At 32.3% G+C, this 17,188-nt stretch carries 18 protein-coding genes; 4 read left to right on the top strand and 14 right to left on the bottom strand.

Annotated elements, in window-relative coordinates; all coding sequences use genetic code 11:
* Nucleotides 1-12: 12 nt before the first annotated feature.
* Nucleotides 13-1,143 (bottom strand): transporter, encoded by a 1,131-nt coding sequence (locus tag DFQ03_RS17645; protein ID WP_133674560.1) that lies wholly within the window; start codon nt 1,141-1,143, stop codon nt 13-15.
* A 237-nt stretch (nt 1,144-1,380) separates the two neighbouring features.
* Here DFQ03_RS17645 and DFQ03_RS17650 point away from each other — a divergent pair, with 237 nt between their 5' ends.
* The gene (locus DFQ03_RS17650; RefSeq protein ID WP_133674561.1) at nt 1,381-2,652 is read left to right on the top strand and encodes a sensor histidine kinase; all 1,272 of its coding nucleotides are present in this window, start codon (nt 1,381-1,383) and stop codon (nt 2,650-2,652) included.
* Nucleotides 2,645-3,340 (top strand): response regulator transcription factor, encoded by a 696-nt coding sequence (locus DFQ03_RS17655; protein WP_133674562.1) that lies wholly within the window; start codon nt 2,645-2,647, stop codon nt 3,338-3,340. Before DFQ03_RS17650 ends, DFQ03_RS17655 begins: the two co-directional genes overlap by 8 nt.
* 21 nt (nt 3,341-3,361) lie before the next feature.
* Here the strand turns inward: DFQ03_RS17655 and DFQ03_RS17660 are convergent, their stop codons facing one another.
* Genes DFQ03_RS17660 through rsfS form a run of 6 tightly spaced genes read right to left on the bottom strand, consistent with a single transcriptional unit; the run spans nt 3,362 to nt 8,118 of the window.
* Nucleotides 3,362-3,613: an acyl-CoA-binding protein gene (locus DFQ03_RS17660; protein ID WP_133674563.1), complete on the bottom strand. Its 252-nt coding sequence runs from the start codon at nt 3,611-3,613 to the stop codon at nt 3,362-3,364.
* Nucleotides 3,594-4,277 carry a phosphatidylserine decarboxylase family protein gene (locus tag DFQ03_RS17665; protein ID WP_133674564.1) on the bottom strand — a complete coding sequence of 228 codons (684 nt, stop codon included), beginning with the start codon at nt 4,275-4,277 and terminating at the stop codon, nt 3,594-3,596. The genes DFQ03_RS17660 and DFQ03_RS17665 overlap by 20 nt, the downstream gene beginning before the upstream one ends.
* On the bottom strand, nt 4,267-5,070 hold the full coding sequence (locus DFQ03_RS17670) for a phosphatidate cytidylyltransferase (RefSeq protein ID WP_133674565.1): 804 nt from the start codon (nt 5,068-5,070) through the stop codon (nt 4,267-4,269). Before DFQ03_RS17670 ends, DFQ03_RS17665 begins: the two co-directional genes overlap by 11 nt.
* Nucleotide 5,071: 1 nt before the next feature.
* The gene (locus tag DFQ03_RS17675) at nt 5,072-5,683 is read right to left on the bottom strand and encodes an LUD domain-containing protein (protein ID WP_133674566.1); all 612 of its coding nucleotides are present in this window, start codon (nt 5,681-5,683) and stop codon (nt 5,072-5,074) included.
* 41 nt (nt 5,684-5,724) lie between these two features.
* A complete protein-coding gene (gene ftsH, locus DFQ03_RS17680; protein WP_133674567.1) occupies nt 5,725-7,731 on the bottom strand; it encodes an ATP-dependent zinc metalloprotease FtsH in 2,007 nt (668 codons plus the stop codon).
* Nucleotides 7,732-7,743: 12 nt separating this feature from the next.
* Nucleotides 7,744-8,118: a ribosome silencing factor gene (rsfS, locus tag DFQ03_RS17685; RefSeq protein ID WP_133674568.1), complete on the bottom strand. Its 375-nt coding sequence runs from the start codon at nt 8,116-8,118 to the stop codon at nt 7,744-7,746.
* Nucleotides 8,119-8,211: 93 nt separating this feature from the next.
* Between rsfS and DFQ03_RS17690 the strand changes: the two genes are divergently transcribed.
* Nucleotides 8,212-8,943, top strand: a complete 732-nt coding sequence (locus DFQ03_RS17690) for a biotin--[acetyl-CoA-carboxylase] ligase (RefSeq protein WP_133674569.1) — start codon at nt 8,212-8,214, stop codon at nt 8,941-8,943.
* On the opposite strand, the gene DFQ03_RS17695 is transcribed toward DFQ03_RS17690, so the two are convergent.
* Nucleotides 8,940-9,332, bottom strand: a complete 393-nt coding sequence (locus tag DFQ03_RS17695) for an SRPBCC family protein (RefSeq protein WP_133674570.1) — start codon at nt 9,330-9,332, stop codon at nt 8,940-8,942. The genes DFQ03_RS17690 and DFQ03_RS17695 overlap by 4 nt on opposite strands.
* A gap of 2 nt (nt 9,333-9,334) precedes the next feature.
* Nucleotides 9,335-9,979: an orotate phosphoribosyltransferase gene (gene pyrE / locus DFQ03_RS17700; RefSeq protein WP_133674571.1), complete on the bottom strand. Its 645-nt coding sequence runs from the start codon at nt 9,977-9,979 to the stop codon at nt 9,335-9,337.
* Nucleotides 9,980-9,986: 7 nt separating this feature from the next.
* Here pyrE and DFQ03_RS17705 point away from each other — a divergent pair, with 7 nt between their 5' ends.
* Nucleotides 9,987-10,577 carry an NUDIX hydrolase gene (locus DFQ03_RS17705; protein WP_133674572.1) on the top strand — a complete coding sequence of 197 codons (591 nt, stop codon included), beginning with the start codon at nt 9,987-9,989 and terminating at the stop codon, nt 10,575-10,577.
* A 3-nt stretch (nt 10,578-10,580) separates the two neighbouring features.
* Here the strand turns inward: DFQ03_RS17705 and DFQ03_RS17710 are convergent, their stop codons facing one another.
* The 5 genes from DFQ03_RS17710 to coaD form a co-directional block, all read right to left on the bottom strand.
* Nucleotides 10,581-12,323 (bottom strand): M14 family metallopeptidase, encoded by a 1,743-nt coding sequence (locus tag DFQ03_RS17710; protein WP_133674573.1) that lies wholly within the window; start codon nt 12,321-12,323, stop codon nt 10,581-10,583.
* Between the two features lie 67 nt (nt 12,324-12,390).
* On the bottom strand, nt 12,391-12,795 hold the full coding sequence (locus tag DFQ03_RS17715; protein ID WP_133674574.1) for a response regulator: 405 nt from the start codon (nt 12,793-12,795) through the stop codon (nt 12,391-12,393).
* Nucleotides 12,782-14,635: a PAS domain S-box protein gene (locus DFQ03_RS17720; RefSeq protein ID WP_133674575.1), complete on the bottom strand. Its 1,854-nt coding sequence runs from the start codon at nt 14,633-14,635 to the stop codon at nt 12,782-12,784. The genes DFQ03_RS17715 and DFQ03_RS17720 overlap by 14 nt, the downstream gene beginning before the upstream one ends.
* Nucleotides 14,636-14,749: 114 nt before the next feature.
* Nucleotides 14,750-16,591 (bottom strand): PAS domain S-box protein, encoded by a 1,842-nt coding sequence (locus DFQ03_RS17725; RefSeq protein WP_133674576.1) that lies wholly within the window; start codon nt 16,589-16,591, stop codon nt 14,750-14,752.
* 123 nt (nt 16,592-16,714) lie between these two features.
* Nucleotides 16,715-17,167, bottom strand: a complete 453-nt coding sequence (gene coaD, locus DFQ03_RS17730) for a pantetheine-phosphate adenylyltransferase (RefSeq protein ID WP_133674577.1) — start codon at nt 17,165-17,167, stop codon at nt 16,715-16,717.
* Nucleotides 17,168-17,188 lie beyond the last annotated feature (21 nt).

Raw genomic sequence — 17,188 nt, forward strand, 5'->3', positions numbered from 1 at the left:
TATAAGATATTATTATTTAAATTCTTCCAATAGCTCTGGGGCTATTTTTACTTTAGAATTGTTCATGCGGTAGGTAATTCCAAAATTGATTACATAATCTGCGAAAGCGGCATCTCCATGCCTAGGCGATCCAGTTAATTGTTCAGTTTGAATGTCTGTGATGCTTTGGGGGCGTTCTCTTCTAACAGCGAATGGAATATTCAAATTAAATGAAAAGTTGTTTTGGTTTAATGAAAGTCCCGGATCTATCGATAATACATTGCCAGGTCGTCTAAAACCGTTATTCCCTCCAATTAAATCTTTTACGGGCACGCAATCAAAACGTGAGCCTAAAGAACTTGATATGGAAGGGGAAATAGTATAGCTAAAGCCAGCTCTTATAGAGTACTGGTCAGGTACGGCCATTATAGATTCATTTTCAAGTATTGGATTTAGTGTTTCTCTAAAAGTCCTGATTCCATTAGTCTCTCTCGGATTTAAAAGATAAAAGCCACTGGCATATCCAAATAGTCCATTAGCCATTTTTTTGTACGATTGAAAATCTAATGTGAAGCCAATACCACCATCTCCAGGTTGAATTGATTGGTCTACAGGTCTGGTTTGTGGTTCGGCATTAGGTCCAACGTTATAAAATATGTCTGATGCATTATAATTTCCCGTAGGTAATTTTAATCCAAGACCTATTGAAATGTTTCCGTTTATATTTTCTTCAAAATTTAATAGCCAAGCTCCAATACCGAATCGAATATCTCCGATACCTCTAGAGAAAGTTGTATTTCTCTCATTTCTTCCATGCTCATATAGAGAAGATCTTGAATTGAAAACGGTTGGTAATGTAATACTTGAATATACCCTTTTACTAATACCATATGTTAAAAAGAAATCGGTGCTATGTGAAAAATTGACCACTTCGGTATTGTTTGTAACGCGATCGGGCTCTTCTTCGAGACCTCTAAAATGACGAAAAGATTTAAAAAAACGATAATTTATTCCTAGTTGAATATCACCTTTATTTAATAGGTTGTTCTCTAAGCTGTTTCCTACACAAGATGAAAAATGACGAATAGCTACACACCCTTGTGCTTTTAATTTTGTAGCTGAAATAAAAATAAAAAGAGTTAGGAATACTAGTTTTTTGGTCATGATTAATTGGTTAGGGTAATAATGGCCATCTCTATTTGCATAAAGAAGACCATTATTTGAAATTCTATGAAATAACTTAAAAGACTTAAGTTTGTTTAATTAACTCGCGACCAAATTAATTTAATAAACCAACTTTGAGATTAACCGTTTTACAACAATGATTAATGAAAAGTTAATAGGTTTAATAAAAGTTTAAGTTTATTAATATTCCGATTAAATTAAGTTTCTTTGAGAAATATGTTTAAGAAAAGAAACATTTATATAGCCTTGTTTTTTATTTGTCTAATTGGGTTGGCCGTAGTGCAATACCAATATTTAAAGATTGGTTTAAATTTAGCCAAATTTCAATTCAATTCTAATTTAGGAAAAGTAAGTAACGATATTTCATTAGGGCTACAGTCAAAAAATCAGTTAACCTATTTAATAGGCAGTGCATTAAGAAAAGATACGGCGTATTTTACGATGAGTGTAGATAGTGTGCAAGATGCTTCAAGATATTATTTAAAAGATTTTATTACAGAAAAACTCGTGGAAAATGGAATCGATACCGACTTTAGTTATACGCTATACACGAGAGATTCATCATTTTACCTTCAATCACCTAAAAAATTTAAAAATGATATTAACGCTGAATTTTACCCAATTGAACTAACTGGCTATTTACCTACACTACTTAAGGAAAAAGTATTGTTAGAACTACAGTTCAACAACCTTAACAATTTTTTTTTATTTAAATTAAACGCAATTACCTTACCAAGTATTCTCTTTATTTTAGGTATAGGTATTGCGGTAATCTGGGTTCTTAAAACATATTATTGGCAACGTAAAGTAATAACTACCACCAATGAGTTTATAAACAATCTAACACATGAATTAAAAACTCCGGTGTTTTCAATTGGGTTGGCAACTAAAATTCTTGAAGAATCGGCATCACAAGAACAGAGACCGATTTTGGAGTTAATAAGGCAGCAGGTAAAAAGACTTTCTGTTCATATTGATAAAGTATTAGAATTAGGTAATCTAGAGTCGAACAATAAAGTGTTAGAGCTTGAGAAAAATGATTTTCGACCATATTTAGTGAAATTATGTGAGGAGTTTTCAACTTTGATTACTATTGAAAATGTTCAGTTTGTATATCATGTGGAAAAAGAAAAATTTTTAATAAAAACTGAAGTTTTTCATTTAGAAAATGCGATTAATAATCTATTGGATAATGCAAAGAAATACTCTGAAAATCCAGTGATTGAACTAAATGCGTACAAGGTGAATAAGCAACTTGTCATTGAAATCGCAGATAATGGAAAAGGTATTTCGCAAGAAGAAAAAAAGAAAATATTCTTAAAATATTATAGAATTACCGAAGAAGGCATGCAGCCTATTAAAGGTTATGGTCTTGGGTTGAGCTATGTTAAAAAAGTTATTGAAAAGCATAAAGGAAAAGTAGTGATAGAAAGTGAAAAAGGTAAAGGAACCAAAATAACTCTTACAATACCTCTGAGTAATGAATAAGCGAAAACCCAAAATATTGTTAGTTGAAGATAGTGCTGATTTAGGGTATCTACTTTCTGAATACCTAGGTTTGAAGAATTTTGAAATTAGTTGGTTTACCAATGGGGTAATCGCTTTAAAAGATTTAGAAACAACAATATATGATTTAGCAATTTTAGACGTTACCATGCCAGATATGGACGGGTTTGCACTTGCCGGGAAAATAAAAGAGAGATTTCCGAATTTACCTTTTCTATTTCTAACTGCGCGTGCATTAAAAGTTGATGTACTTAAGGGATTTTACTTAGGTGCTGTAGATTATTTGAAAAAGCCAATTGATGAAGAGGAGCTAGTTATTCGGATCGAAAATTTATTATCAAGATTAAATAGTACAGATAAAGTAGAAAATGGAAATAAAATTTTTCAAATTGGTCGGTATAGTTTTAATTCTATCAATCAAGAATTATTATATGGAGAAGAAGCTATTCATTTAACAACTAAAGAAAGTAAGCTACTACAGTATTTAGTAATGAGAAAAAATGAGTTATGTAACCATAAAGATATTTTAATTACACTATGGGGGGCTAACGATTACTTCAATAAAAAGAGTTTGAATGTTTTTATAACCCGTCTTCGCAAATATTTAGAAAAAGATAAGACTATTAGTATAGATAATATTCACGGTCAAGGTTTTATTTTAAGAATGTAAAAATTAGGATCAAATACTTATTTACTTCAATTCTTTTTCAACTAATTCTATATAGGCTTTCATTGCCTTTTTCTTAGTCATATTTTTGGCTTGAAATAAAGCATTTGCTTTAAAAGCATTGATTAAAGGGGTTTTACTACCCGGGTTGTCAAAATTAGCATTGGCTATTTTGTAATAAGCGTACAACTTTAAAAGTATGTCAGCCGGTATCGGTTCGGTAAAGTTATTGACCAAAGCAACGGTTTCCTCAAATTCAATACGTAATTTCTTCATTCTCGTTTGGGTCAACATAAGTAGCTATACAAGTCTGTGCGCCTTTAACCTTTTGGTTTAGCTTTACATTAATCTGACAATCTAAAGGTAAAAATAAATCAACTCTAGAACCAAATTTTATAAACCCTGCGTCATCTCCTTGTTGTACACTTTCCCCTTTTTCTGCATAATTAACAATACGTCTTGCTAATGCGCCTGCTATTTGTCTATATAATATTTCACCAAATTTTGGTGTCTTTATTACTACCGTAGTTCTTTCGTTTTCTTCACTAGATTTTGGATGCCATGCTACTAGAAATTTACCTGGGTGATATTTTGAAAACGTAATGCTACCACTTACGGGGTATCTTGTTACGTGAACATTGACAGGGGACATAAAAATAGAAACTTGTCTTCTCTTTTCTTTGAAGAATTCTTTTTCAAAAACTTCTTCAATAACAACCACCTTGCCATCAACAGGAGACAGAATTTCATTGAAGTCTTTTGCTGCTAATCGTTTAGGGTTTCTAAAAAATTGAAGTATGATTATCAATACAATTAAACCAAGTAATTGTATGGTCAATTTTAACCAAGATATATCAATGAAGAAATGAGCTAATAGTACGCTAATTCCTACTAAACAAAAAGAAAACAATATTATTTTTTGTCCCTCCTTATGAAACATAACTAAATATATTTAAAGTTAAATAAGCAAATGGCGCAGCAAAAACCAAACTATCTAAACGATCTAACATGCCACCATGGCCTGGTAATATAGCGCCACTATCTTTGACACCAGCTGCTCTTTTTAATTTCGATTCTATTAAATCGCCTAAGCTACCGGCAACAACAATTACAGTTGCAAGTATCATCCATTGAATTGGACTAATCAAAGCTTCAAAGGTAGCCATTAAATATGCCGCTATAAGTGCAAATATAAAGCCTCCTAAGGTACCTTCAATGGTTTTCTTTGGAGAAACTGAAGGAAATAATTTAGTTCTACCTATGCTTTTACCTACCAAGTAAGCAAATGAATCATTAACCCATATTAGTATAAAAATACCCATGATCAATAATTTGGCAAAAGCGTCATTTTTATAGGGTATCATGGTTAGAAAAATACAACCACCGCCAATATAAAATAGACCCACTATAAACTTCATCGAGGTATTGAATTTTACAGGTTTTTTCGTAAAAAGGTTGATGAGTAGGTATATATCAACAACAATGGTAATCACCATTAGTATATTGATGACTTGTTGGTTTTTCACCAAATAAATAAAAGCCCACCATAAAGCTAAATATGCTGCAAATATGTGATAGCCTTTTAAGTGTACCAGTTTTTTATACTCATATAAACAAGCTAAACCAAAGGTCATGAATAAAAAATCGAAGGCATCAGAACTTAAAAAGACTGCTGACAATAATAATATAATGTAGACAGCCCCTGTTAGTGACCTTCTTAAAATTTCTTTCATACTATAAATCTTCCAGAAGTAAAAGATAAAGATTTTTAGTACTACTACCATACGTTAAAAAATCATCTGAATTTTCTTCGGTAGCTTTAAAATGTTTTAATGTAGTTATGTTGGCCGGTATTTTTTGGCCGTATTTTTTCTTAATGGTCTTTAGACCTTCACCTATAGACTCTACCAGCTGGCTGGTTGTAGCAAAAACCACAACATTACTAGGTAGTTCGTTTACTTTTTTCTCGTGTAGTTGATTAGAGCAAACCAAAATACTTCCATTTTGAGCGATTAAATGTTCACATGTTGTAAAAAAAACTTCGCTTTCACGAGCTTTATCGGTAAAAGTGATAGGTTCTTTTGAAAATTTTTGGGCTAGCCTTTCATTGAGAACAAAGAAAGGCTCACTTTCCCAATTATTTTCTGTAACAATATTTTGAATCGCTCTTGATACTTCTACATCAGAATCGCAATAAATGAACTTACCGCCATTTTGCTTGAAATGAATAGTAAATTTTTCATCAACGGGAATATTTAAATCGGGCATGTGGTCACCTCGCGTCTCCACAGTTTCTTTCGAAACCTTCTTCTTGCCACCACCAAATAAAATATCTAAAAACCCCATTTACGCTGCTGAAATAATTGCTAGTCTAAAGTACTGCAATTTTATTTATTCTCTGTAATTTCTTCCTCTTCTGTTTTTGAATCTGAGTCTTTTAATTTTTCAAGATTTTTTTTATTTTCTAGAGCTAGAATATCTTTTTCAAAATTTCTTACTCCAAATATTTTTTCTAAATCTTCTTTAAAGATAACCTCTTTCTCTAATAGTCGTTCGGCCAATGTGGTTAACTTGTCCTTATTATCTGTAAGAACTTTAATGGCTCTTTGGTACTGCTCTTCTATAATTTTAGAAATTTCAGCATCTATTTTTCGAGCGGTATCTTCACTATACGGTTTTGAAAAACCATAAGAATCCTGCCCGGCAGAATCATAATAGGTTATGTTTCCTATTTCATCATTAAGACCATAGATAGTTACCATTGCTCTCGCCTGTTTGGTTACTTTCTCTAAATCACTCAATGCACCAGTAGATATTTTATTGAAAATAACTTTTTCAGCGGCTCTACCACCCATGGTTGCACACATTTCGTCCAACATCTGTTCTGGTCTTACAATTAAACGCTCTTCTGGTAAATACCATGCAGCACCTAATGATTGTCCTCTAGGTACTATTGTCACCTTAACTAAAGGGGCAGCGTGCTCTAACATCCAACTTGTGGTTGCATGACCAGCTTCATGATATGCTATAGTTTCTTTCTCACCAGGAGTAATGATTTTATTTTTCTTTTCTAGACCTCCAACGATTCTATCTACGGCATCTAAGAAATCTTGTTTTGTGACTGCTTTTTTCTCGTTACGTGCTGCAATTAATGCCGCTTCGTTACAAACATTTGCAATATCTGCACCAGAGAAACCAGGCGTTTGTCTTGCCAAGAAATCTAAATCTAGAGTTTCAGCAGTTTTGATAGGCCTTAAGTGAACTTCAAATATTTCTTTACGCTCTCGAATATCTGGAAGATCCACATAAATTTGTCTGTCAAATCTACCGGCACGCATTAAGGCTTTGTCCAATACATCTGCACGGTTGGTTGCTGCAAGTACAATAACATTTGTGTTAGTACCGAAACCATCCATCTCAGTTAATAATTGGTTCAATGTATTTTCACGCTCATCGTTAGAACCGGTAAAATTGTTTTTACCTCTAGCTCTACCAATAGCATCAATCTCATCAATAAATATAATTGCTGGCGATTTGTCTTTCGCTTGTTTAAAAAGGTCACGTACTCTAGAAGCACCAACACCTACGAACATTTCCACGAAATCTGAACCAGATAATGAAAAGAAAGGCACTTTAGCCTCACCTGCAACGGCTTTTGCTAAAAGAGTTTTACCTGTTCCTGGAGGTCCTACTAGTAATGCTCCTTTAGGTATTTTACCACCTAATGAAGTATATTTATCTGGGTTTCTTAAGAAATCCACAATCTCTTCAACCTCTTCTTTAGCACCTTCTAAACCAGCTACATCTTTGAAAGATGTTCTAGTATCTGTCTTTTCATCGAATAACTTAGCTTTAGACTTGCCGATGTTGAAGATTTGACCACCAGCGCCGCCGCCGCCGCCGCCGGACATTCTACGCATCAAATAAATCCAAATACCAATGATTAGTACAAATGGTAATAAGGATAGCAAGAAATCTAAAATGGCTGTAGACTCTTTACCAAATTCAACAACGGTATCTAAATTGTTTTCTTTCTTGATGTCAGTTATTTCATTTTGAAATATTTGAAGATCACCATAGTCTAGCGTATACTGTGGTAAGTTGCCGGAAGATGGAAGAAATGATTTCTCATTTACATCTTTATGTACCTCTTTTGCTATAGCTTCGTCTTTAAGAAAAACCTTTGCTTGATTGGTATTTGTAATAATTAAAATCTTCTTAACATCACCATTTCTCAGATATTGTTGTAATTCTGAAGTAGTCGTTTTATTGGTGCTAGCTAGATCATCACTATTGAATAATTGAAATCCAATTAATAATACTGCTACTAATCCATAAATCCACCAAGAGCTAAACTTTGGTTTTTTCGGATTTGTTTTGTTTTCTTTTGCCATTTTATTTTTTTATTAGTTTACGCTACTCTCTATGGTTGTGAATTTTGCATCTCCCCACAAACCTTCTATATCATAAAATTCTCGTACTTGCTTTTGGAATACATGAACTACTACATTTACATAGTCCATTAATACCCATTCGGCATTGTCTTCGCCTTCTACGTGCCAAGGTTTATCTTGAATCGCTTTACTTACTGTTTTTTGGATAGAACCTACAATAGCATTAACATGCGTATTTGAAGTACCGTTACAAACTATGAAGTAATCGCAAACGGTATTCTCAATTTCTCTTAAATCTAATAGGTTGATGTTATGACCTTTTACTTCGTCAATTCCCTGAATTATTAATGCAATTAACTCATCTTTGCTAGTTTTACTTTCCTGCATTCAAAAATTTTAGTTTTTACAAAGTTATTATTTTTTTGTTCTTTTAGGACTAGTTTTTAACAATACATTAAACATTCACAATAAGAACGGTAAATGCAAATAATCAAACTTGATGCCACGCAATCTACAAACACCTATTTAAAAGAGTTGTTGTTTGAAAAAGAATTGGAAGATTTTACCATAATAACAACTAAAAATCAAACTTCTGGTAGGGGTCAAATGAATGCGAAATGGGAATCTGAATCAGGTAAAAATCTAGCATTCAGTATGTTGAAGCACAATATTGACGTGCCTATTAAAGAAGTTTTTTTAGTCAGTGTCTCTGTATCCCTTGCGATAATAGATAGTTTAAAACGTTTAGGAATACCAAATTTAAGTATAAAGTGGCCTAACGACATTCTGTCAGGTAATCATAAAATAGGAGGTATTCTTATCGAAAATATTTTGTCTGGTTCTAAAATAAAACGAAGTATAATTGGTTTTGGGTTGAATGTGAATCAAGAAGTGTTCAAAAAAGCACCACATGCGTCTTCATTAAAAAATATTATGGGTACTGATTTTGATCTTGATTTGGTGTTTTATTCTTTAATAGAACAATTAAATATCTATTTAAATAAGCCTATTCAATCTTTAGAGAATGAATTGTACAATCAATATCATTCTCTATTATTTAAAATAGGGGAGATGAGTACTTTTAAGAACCAACATAATAAACTATTCACTGGCACAATAAAAAAAGTCTCTAATAGTGGCAAGCTTATAGTGAAAGATGAAAATGGTGATTTTCAAGAATATGGATTGAAAGAAATACAGTTGATGTATTAGACTGTACCCAAATTCGTTGATAAAGTATTGATGAAATTGGTGATAGGCTTTTTGATCATCATCGCCATCATGGCATTGAATTCACCTTTAAAACTTAAAACAACCTCACTTATACCACTTTCAATTTCTGTAATATCTGCAGTTAATGTAAATGGTAGTTTTTCGCTGGCAGCACCCAATATTATTTGATTAAATGGTGTCTGTTCTTTTTTCTCTAAAACAATTTCTGGCATTCCTTTTAAAGCAAAAAGAAATCTATTTTCGTTTAAAACTTCAAATTTGTCAATATTCTCTGGCATTAACTGTCTAAAATTAGGCAGGTCATTCAAAAAGTTAAAAGTATCTTCAGTGCTTTTAGATACTTGTGTCTTTGGTGTTTCTATTAACATAGTTATTTATTTGTCCATTTTGAAGGATCTTTCCTCCATTCCATTAATGTAATTAACTGCTCTTCTTTTACATAACCTGTATCAGATGCTTGTTCGATAAGATATTCGTAGCTACTTAAAGTATGTAGTTCGGTATTTTTTTCTTTAAAGTTATTTGCGGCGGTTTCAAAACCGTAAGTAAAAACGGCTAACATGCCTTTTACATTCGCGTCAATAGCTCTTAAGGCGTCTACAGCGTTTAAACTACTTTTTCCGGTACTGATCAAGTCTTCTATGACAACAACCGTTTGGTGTGCTTCTAAATGGCCTTCTATCTGATTTTGGCGACCATGAGATTTTGGTTCAGGTCTTACATATACGAAGGGTAAATTAAGTTTATCGGCTACTAAAGCTCCTATTCCTATTGCTCCTGTAGCGACCCCAACGATACAATCGGGCTTGCCATAAAGTTGCTCTACTTGCTTTGCCATTTCATCGCGAATATAGTTTCTGATGATAGGATAAGAGAGTAATATTCTATTGTCGCAATATATTGGAGATTTCCAACCCGAAGCCCATGTAAAAGGATTTTCGGGTTTCAATTTTATTGCATTAATTTGCAAGAGAAGCTCTGCTGTTTTTTTTGCAGTGTTTTTGTCTAAAACCATGACGCAAATGTATAAAGTTTTTGTTAATGAATTGCCTTTGATTTTGACAAATAAACTCTCTGATACTACAAATGGGGAGTATTTTTCGTTAAATCAAGAATCTATACAAGAGGCAATAAGTTCATTGAGGAAGGGGAAGTTGGAAGAAGCGTTTATTTATCATCCTAATCACGACGAAATTTTAAAGAAGTTCACAAAAGAAATTCCTTTAGTAATTGCTGGTGGCGGTGTGGTGAAAAATAAGGAAGGAAAAGTACTTTTTATCTATAGAAATGATAAATGGGATTTGCCAAAAGGTAAGTTAGATAAGGGTGAGTCAATAGAAGAATGTGCCATTCGAGAGGTTGAGGAAGAAACAGGTGTTAGGGATCTTGTTATTGATAATTATATACGCACCACTTATCACATTTTTAAACGTAACGGTGTCAATAAATTGAAGCAAGTATATTGGTACGCCATGAGCACCGATTTTGAAGGTAAATTAAAACCTGAAAAAAAGGAGGGCATATATAAAGTAAAATGGAAAGGATCCGCTAAAATTCAAAGGGCGCTTGAGAATTCTTACGTAAATATTAAAATTTTATTTGGGGAAGATTAGGTTTTATTTTTTAATTCTATATACCGGATATTGTAAATGTGCTTTTTCATAAAGATCACTTTGCTTAAAAAGCCAATCTAATTGTTTGTACCAATTTTCATTGAAATCTGAATCTAGCATTTTTTTATCCTCAAACTTTGCTTTAAGTATAGAATCATTTTCTAACATTTTTAATGCGGTATCTTCAAACACATAAGGTGAAAATCCTTCTTTTTGCTGCAGTATAGTGTCAAAGAAATTCCAATTAAAAAATGAATCAAATGCAGCGGGTTCTAATGTTTCTAAAAGATATCTAAAACCTGGTTGATTAGTAGGTATTATAAGATCACCTGCATGAAATTCTTTATTGTCATCTGTGACGTTTACGGTTGTATTATAATGCGGGTAGTGTCCTTCATAGGGTGATGTATAGGTTTGGTAATCGTTAATTTTATAAGATTCTACGGTAATTATCGAATCTTTCTGAAGTGTCGTATATATAATCTTATTTAAATCTATTTTTTCAATTACATTTCTCCATTGTGCACCTAATATATATGCATTCGGAATTTTAACCGAGTCTGCTGGCGTATAAAAATCTTGATAAGCTACTTCAGTTTCAGTAGGTATTTCTCGGTTGTATTTTAGTCTTTTTAAACCGGTAACCTCACTAATAATAGTATCAGCCTTAAAACCCTTGAAAATATAATTGGAAACTTTGGTGGTATCAATAGTCCAAGCAGTGGTGTAATATTCCTTTTCGTTATAAAATGATAAAGCGGAATCTCGTAGATTTCTAATTTTATTGCCGTCTTTTTCAACTATGGCTATCATTTTTCGCATCAATTCATAAGTGCCCGTTACACGCTTTTCATATGGTTTTAACATATGTGTTTCGACCATCATACCTACAGTATTGAACAGTGTTGTGTAACCGGTAGAATATCTTGGATAATCTAAAAATTGTTGAAACCCTTTTTCTGGTGGGGAATTGAATACGTTTACATATGGTGTAATATCCCAATTAGATTTTGCTAACGAATCTTGTAATTGAGGCATCAAAGAATCATGAATATATTCACCTAATTCGCCTCCTAGTTTATTATGCTGTGTAAAAAGATGCGTTAAGGTGTATTGGTAATCGGCACCATTACTAACATGGTTATCAATAAATACATCAGGATTAATAAGATGAAATATCTCTGCAAAAGTTGCAGCATTCTTGGTGTCGCCTTTAATAAAATCTCTATTTAAATCGTAGTTTTTGGCATTGCCTCTAAAACCATATTCAAGTGGTCCGTTTTGGTTGGCCCTTGATGTACTGTTTCTGTTTAATGCACCACCAATGTTATAAATAGGTATGGTAGCAATTATTGTTTCTTTAGGAGTTTCAATGTTATTGCTTGCTAAATCGCGAAAAAGCAACATTGTAGCATCGATACCATCACTTTCACCTGGGTGAATACCATTGTTAATCAACATCATGGTATTATTCTCACCTAATTTATTAAAATCAAAATCACCTACAGCACTATAGGTAACTACGTGTAATGGTTTACCACTATCGGTTGTGCCAATGGTCTGTATGTTTATTGTAGAAAACTCTTTCGATAGTTTTAAATAAAAATCGATTACCTGGTCATATGTAGCAGTTTCTACCTTGTTCGAATTTTCAAAAGGAGTGGGGAAATCGGTCTTGGTATCTTCAACTTTACTTTCACAGGAGAAAATTAACAGCGCTAAAAATAGTAAAAAAATATTTTTCATGTACAAACAATTTAAGAGGTGATTAGAACCGATAATTGATTGTAAAAATAGCGATTACTTCATTGTTTTAAGCCAGTTGGGTAATTTCTGTTATTTTATTTCTGTCAATTGGTTTTTGATTAAAAGTTATTAAATGGTGGCTTTTGTCTTTATAATGTTCCCATTGCTGTTTATCTCGCGGGTCAATGGAAGATGTTACTATATTTATTCTAATCTTATTGGTAATCGGAAGCTCAATAAAAGCCTCTAGAAATTCCCATCCATCCATTATAGGCATGTTGATGTCTAAAAAGATAATCTGCGGAATTTGCTGATTGTTATTAAAGAAATTGGTCAGAGCGTCCAATGCAATTTTTCCATTGGCATAAGACTCTATTGAATTACATTCAATACTTGTAGATATTAATTTACGTAAGCCGAACACCGTAATGGCGTCGTCATCAATAATAGTGATGTCACTAATTTTTTTCATTAAAGAAAATTTTAAATTCTGTTCCTTTTCCTACTTTACTAGTTACCTCAACCTTGCCGTTCATAGCATCAATTTGATTTTTTGTTAAGTACAAGCCGATACCTCTAGCGTCTGTATGGTCGTGGAATGTTTTGTACATGCCAAAAAGTTTTTCGCCATATTTATCCAAATCAATACCTAGACCATTATCTTTTATAGTTAAAATAGCATAATTGCCTTTTTTTTCTGCACTCAACGATACATATGAATCTCTATTTGGATGTTTGTATTTTACCGCATTTGTGATAAAGTTGGTAAGTATACTATCTAAATATGCAGGTACCGACTTTACTATAAAATTTTCTGGTATTTTGTTTTCTAATGTCGCTTTATTGTCTAAGATGAAAGGTGAAAGATTTTGGCATGCATCTTCTACCTTTTCATTTAAACTTATTTCTTTAATTTCAATATTTGTATTCGTATTTATTGAAACTACCTCGTTTAAGTTATCTAAAGTTTCTAATAAATTATTAGAAGCTTTAGTTAGCATAGCAACTATGCTTTTCTTCTCATCTTCATCTTTTTCACTTTCTAAAAAGTTTAATAACATGGAGAAATTTGCAGAGTGAGAACGCAAATTATGCGAAACAATGTGTGCAAAGTTTAAAAGTTTTTTATTTTGAACCGATGCAATATTAATAATATTTCTAAGCTCTTTCTCTTTTTCCTTAAGTTTAGATATATCTAGACTAATACCCACAAGTCCATATGCAATACCCTTACCATTTAGCAATGGTATTTTAGAGCTTAGAAATGAAGTCTGCTTGCCATCTAATCTAGTATTGACCGTTTCTTTTGCTATTACCGGTTTTAAAGTTTTCATTACTCTTAAATCTTCAGCTCTAGATTTTTCAGCTGATTCGGAAGGGTAAAGTTCAAAATCGTTTTTGCCTAAAATTTCTTTTGGGTCGTTAACCCCTAAATATTCGCACTCTGCTTTATTTATAAGAACCTTTCTTGATTCCGTATCTTTTATATAAACATTTACAGGTAAATTATCTATTAAGGTTCTAAGTAATTTTTCGTTATTTATAATTTTAATATCAGCTTCAACTTGCTCGTGAATGTCTTGAAAAGTACCTATTAGACCTACCATTTTACCTTTATTATAAATAGGTTTTCCGCCGGCCATTACCCACTTTTCTTTGCCTGTTGCCGTTATAATTTGCAGCTTTAAATTGCTCCAAGGTTTACCTTTATCTTGCGCTTCAAAAAGCGCCATTGATATAGTATTTCTACTATGCCCTTCTTTATAATAAAAAAGTGCAGTTTCAATATTGGGTTTAAAATCAGGTGATACCTCGTGAATGGATTTTGTTGTAGTACACCAAAATAGCTGGTTGTCTTCCATATTAAATTCCCACCTGCCAATTTTGGTAATTTCCGTTTGTTGTTGTAAGAGTAATTCTTTCTTATTAAGTTCTAGTTCATTATTAACAGCATCGGTAATATTATTTAATTGAATAATTGCTCCAACAATATTCTCATTAGCGTCATACCATGGGGCATTCGTCCACTCGAACCAAATGTCTTGACCTTTGGTATCAATGGTTTTATGTATGCCCATAGGCTGAGGATTTCCTTTAAAACAATTCTCTAATACCATTTTCCATTTATGGCTTAAATTTGGAAAAACCGCAAATAAACTGTTTGATTTGTTAGACTCTTCATTTTCATTAAAAATACTCGTCCACTTGTCAGATGTCTGAACAATGTTATAATTTGTGTCTACAAAAGCGGTTGGTGTTGGCAATTGTCTAATTATAAACGAGGTATTAGATATTAGGGGAACTTTTATCATACCGATGAAATTTCTTACGAATGTAGTGGGGGTTGCTTTGTTTTGGTACATATTTGTTGTGAATGTTGTCAATTATGTTGTAAAACAATCTATAAACTATTTATTCTATCAATTTTATTTTTTGTTGAAGTGAAACCTGAAAGTGGTTCCTTCATTTGGCTTACTCTCAACCGTTATTTTACCATTCATTGCATCTACCTGGTGTTTAGTAATATATAGACCTATACCTCTAGATTTTTTATTTTGATGAAAGGTTTTATAAAGACCAAACAATTCGTTGCCATATTTTTCTAAATCGATACCCAGACCGTTATCTTCTACACTTAGAATTGTGTAGTTTTTATTCTCTTCGATACTTAAAATGATGATTGGTTTTTTATCATCACACCTGTATTTAATTGAGTTTGTAATACAGTTGGTTAAAATACTATTTAAATAGGCTGGTAGTGCCTTTACTTGAGTTGTCTCTGGTATTTCATTAATGATTTTACCATTTGTTTCTTTTAGTAGACCTGCCACATTCTGTTCAACAACAAATAAGCAGTCATTTAAAGAAAGTAATTTTTTCTCCTCATTAATGCTGGACTTTACGGCAACAATCTCTCTAAGCCCTCTTATTGTTTCAGATAAGTTGTCTGAAGCGCTAAACAACATGTTCATATATTTGTTACGCTGAATTTTTCCAGCTTCATCATTTAAAAAATTTAGTAAAAGTGAAAAATTCGTTGCATGTGTTTTTAGATTATGAGATACCATATGGGCAAAATTTAATAGTTGCTCATTTTTTTCTCTTGACGATGTAATGGTGTTCTTTAGGTTTCTTTCTAATTTTGTTTGTGAGGTTATATTCTCAAAAGTGCATAAAACTCTTTTAATACCAGAGGTACCTTCAACTAGAGTACCACTCATTTTAATATTTATATTGTGTTTTTTTTGATTGGTATAGGTGAACTTAACAGGTTTAAAACAACCCTGTTCATTCAGTTCGTCTATAAGTTCAGTGCTTTTGTTTTTAACAGTATCGTTAATAAAATTCTTAAAATTATGACCTAAGAAGTGTTCTTTTTCAAAAGATGTAAGTTTGGCGAATTCATTATTTACGTCTAAAAAATTTCCATTTGAAAAGTCTATAATTGCTAATCCAAAAGGCACCTTTTCAAATAATGGATATTCAATTAATGCGTTGTCCTTAACTTCTATATTTGGCTTTGTTTCATTTTGAATATGTTGAATTGTACCAATTATTCTTGTACACTTACCATCTTTAAATTTTGGTCTACCAATGGTGTTGACCCATATGATGATGCCATCTTCTCTTTTAAGTTGTGCTTTTTCATTCCAAGGTATACCAGAGTTTATAGCTTCAAAAATAGCCTTCGTGATAACTTCTCTAGATTCTTCGGTATAATAACTTATTGCGTCTTCTAAATTGGGTTCAAATTTGGCAGATAAACCATAAATTTTATTTACAACCGGAGTCCAGTTTAATTCTTCTTTAAGTACATCAAATTCCCAACTACCAATTTTGGCAACAGAACTTTTTTGATTTAGAATAAGTTTGGTTCTATTAAGTTCAATTTCAATCTCTTGAGTTTTTGAAATAGGTTCTACTTTAATGATAACGCCTATTATGTTGCCATAACCATCTTTCCAAGGATTTAGATGCCAAACAGAATCTTTAGAAGAGTACTGATTGTCCTTAGCATTATATTTAAACTTAATATCTCTTAATCCATCTAAGCTATATTTTAGTCTAGAAATAAAATCTTGAGATAAATCAGGAAATAAATCGAGAAAATATTTGCCTTCAATATCATTTAGGTCCAATTCAAAATTTGCCTGCCATCTAGGTGAAGCACTGATCAGTTTAAAATCTGTGTCAATTATGACAATAGATGAAGGAATTTGATTGATCCAATCTAAAGAAAAAGATGAACTATTTTGTGCTTTGAACATGGTTAGAAAGAATTTTCCTATTAATTTATAGGAATATTCCAATTCTTTCTTACAAATTGTTGTGTTTTTACTTAAAAGTGTGGTTTTATGTGACTATTTTGTTGTGAGACCAATGAACTTCATCTATTTTCTTACAGAATCGGGTACTAAGCCAGTGTAGTCACCACCATTACGTATTACGTCTCTTACAATAGATGAGCTGATGTATGATTTGCCCGATGAGGTCAATAGAAACACAGTTTCTATCTCAGATAATTTACGATTTGTATGTGCAATTGCCTTCTCAAATTCAAAATCACCAGGATTTCGTAATCCCCTTAAAATAAAATTTGCATCTACTTTCTTACAAAAATCAACAGTTAGACCTGTGTATGACTTTACTGAAATAGAGGGTACATCTTTAAATGCCTCTTCTATAAATGAAATACGCTGTTCTAAGCTGAACATGTATTTTTTATCAGCATTTTTTCCTATGGCGATAATAATTTCGTCAAACAAAGTTATACCACGCATAATAATATCATGATGCCCTAAAGTTAAAGGGTCAAAAGAACCAGGAAAAATTGCGCGTCTCATAGATGGGTTTTACGTTTTAAA

The organism is Maribacter caenipelagi (assembly GCF_004364175.1).
Classification (GTDB): Bacteria; Bacteroidota; Bacteroidia; order Flavobacteriales; family Flavobacteriaceae; genus Maribacter; species Maribacter caenipelagi.

Coding starts and splice junctions, on each gene's coding strand:
- DFQ03_RS17660 (WP_133674563.1), bottom strand. CDS start 3,613: ATGAAGAAATTACGTATTGAATTTGAGGAAACCGTTGCTTTGGTCAAT.
- DFQ03_RS17725 (WP_133674576.1), bottom strand. CDS start 16,591: ATGTTCAAAGCACAAAATAGTTCATCTTTTTCTTTAGATTGGATCAAT.
- pyrE (WP_133674571.1), bottom strand. CDS start 9,979: ATGGTTTTAGACAAAAACACTGCAAAAAAAACAGCAGAGCTTCTCTTG.
- DFQ03_RS17705 (WP_133674572.1), top strand. CDS start 9,987: ATGTATAAAGTTTTTGTTAATGAATTGCCTTTGATTTTGACAAATAAA.
- rsfS (WP_133674568.1), bottom strand. CDS start 8,118: ATGCAGGAAAGTAAAACTAGCAAAGATGAGTTAATTGCATTAATAATT.
- DFQ03_RS17720 (WP_133674575.1), bottom strand. CDS start 14,635: ATGATAAAAGTTCCCCTAATATCTAATACCTCGTTTATAATTAGACAA.
- DFQ03_RS17690 (WP_133674569.1), top strand. CDS start 8,212: ATGCAAATAATCAAACTTGATGCCACGCAATCTACAAACACCTATTTA.
- DFQ03_RS17670 (WP_133674565.1), bottom strand. CDS start 5,070: ATGAAAGAAATTTTAAGAAGGTCACTAACAGGGGCTGTCTACATTATA.
- ftsH (WP_133674567.1), bottom strand. CDS start 7,731: ATGGCAAAAGAAAACAAAACAAATCCGAAAAAACCAAAGTTTAGCTCT.
- coaD (WP_133674577.1), bottom strand. CDS start 17,167: ATGAGACGCGCAATTTTTCCTGGTTCTTTTGACCCTTTAACTTTAGGG.
- DFQ03_RS17665 (WP_133674564.1), bottom strand. CDS start 4,277: ATGTTTCATAAGGAGGGACAAAAAATAATATTGTTTTCTTTTTGTTTA.
- DFQ03_RS17675 (WP_133674566.1), bottom strand. CDS start 5,683: ATGGGGTTTTTAGATATTTTATTTGGTGGTGGCAAGAAGAAGGTTTCG.
- DFQ03_RS17655 (WP_133674562.1), top strand. CDS start 2,645: ATGAATAAGCGAAAACCCAAAATATTGTTAGTTGAAGATAGTGCTGAT.
- DFQ03_RS17715 (WP_133674574.1), bottom strand. CDS start 12,795: ATGAAAAAAATTAGTGACATCACTATTATTGATGACGACGCCATTACG.
- DFQ03_RS17645 (WP_133674560.1), bottom strand. CDS start 1,143: ATGACCAAAAAACTAGTATTCCTAACTCTTTTTATTTTTATTTCAGCT.
- DFQ03_RS17650 (WP_133674561.1), top strand. CDS start 1,381: ATGTTTAAGAAAAGAAACATTTATATAGCCTTGTTTTTTATTTGTCTA.
- DFQ03_RS17710 (WP_133674573.1), bottom strand. CDS start 12,323: ATGAAAAATATTTTTTTACTATTTTTAGCGCTGTTAATTTTCTCCTGT.
- DFQ03_RS17695 (WP_133674570.1), bottom strand. CDS start 9,332: ATGTTAATAGAAACACCAAAGACACAAGTATCTAAAAGCACTGAAGAT.